This is a genomic window from Streptomyces sp. P9(2023) (genome assembly GCF_032436795.1).
Taxonomy (GTDB): domain Bacteria; phylum Actinomycetota; class Actinomycetes; order Streptomycetales; family Streptomycetaceae; genus Streptomyces.
This window is the reverse complement of sequence record NZ_JAUPWM010000099.1, coordinates 1-1,061: the sequence shown is the minus strand read 5'-3', so window position 1 is coordinate 1,061 and position 1,061 is coordinate 1. Positions and strand designations below refer to the sequence as shown.

The 1,061-nt window shown below is 41.2% G+C and carries 2 protein-coding genes; both read left to right on the top strand.

Annotated features, from left to right (window positions below; all coding sequences use genetic code 11):
- Positions 1-191: hypothetical protein (locus Q5762_RS36795; protein ID WP_315896673.1), on the top strand; the 191-nt coding region annotated here is incomplete at its 5' end.
- A 133-nt stretch (positions 192-324) separates the two neighbouring features.
- On the top strand, positions 325-1,061 hold a 737-nt coding region (locus tag Q5762_RS36790; protein WP_315896672.1), incomplete at its 3' end, for a protein rep.

The following is a 1,061-nucleotide window of genomic DNA, read 5'->3' as shown; positions in this document are numbered from 1 at the left end:
ATGAAAAGCTTTTGAAGCTAACACAGATGCTGGGAGTTAGTATTCATGCTTATATCGTCACTGAGATAGGAAAGGCCATTAATCGCGATTATCTTGCTTTTCAACTTCAAGACACACAGAAAGATGCACTTGACCAGATGGTTAAACTGTTTGGTTCTGTTGTCCAAGAAAATCCTGATTCTGAACAATAGATATAAAAAAACCCAATAGTCCCTAAACTATTGGGTTTTCACTTTCGGATTGGTTAGAGCCTTTCCAAAAGGACGTTGTTAATTGTGAGTGCAATTAACTTTGGTTGTTAACGGTTTAATTAACGGTTTAATTATGAGTGATGATAACTTTGGTTGCAACCCCTCTCTGGCGGTTTCGCATGCTCTCCCTGCGCAGCGGGGGGGGCATGTGGAATTGCCAGAATTGGGAGCGCCCCTTGGTATAGTTACCAAAACTTCTTCACCCCCCTCTAAACACCCTGAATTACAGGCAGTTTTTGATACACAAACAGGCGAGATAACCCCTGTTGAACCTGCTGCACATAACGGTTTTTTTGTCTCCAAATATAAAAACTCTTACGACCCAAATCAGGGACGTTCAAAGCGTTATGCTTTGAAGTCTGTTGTAAATGATTTAATGCCAGGTTCGAGAACTTCCAAATGTATGCGGTATCGTGCTCCAGATCCTTTAACTGGTTCTTTGCGACCAGTTGAGATTTTGAAAAGTGCCGAACATGGAAAGGTTTTTTATCAAGGTTTAATGGCTTGCGGCTCTGTTTGGCATTGCCCTGTTTGCGCTGCAAAAATCGCTGAACGTAGACGGATTGAACTCAAAGAGGCTTTAGATTCTGCAAAAGAGAAAGGCTATAAGAGTCACTTTGTTACTCTCACTTTTCCCCACGGAATAAGCGATGATTTGAACGATATACTTTCGAAAATGCGTAACGCTTACCGTAGACTTTCAAGCGGTAAAAATGCCATTAAATCATTAATTAAGAGAGTTGACGAAAATAACCAAATCCACGGATTTATTCGAGCTGTTGAGGTTACACACGGCAAGAACGGCTTTCA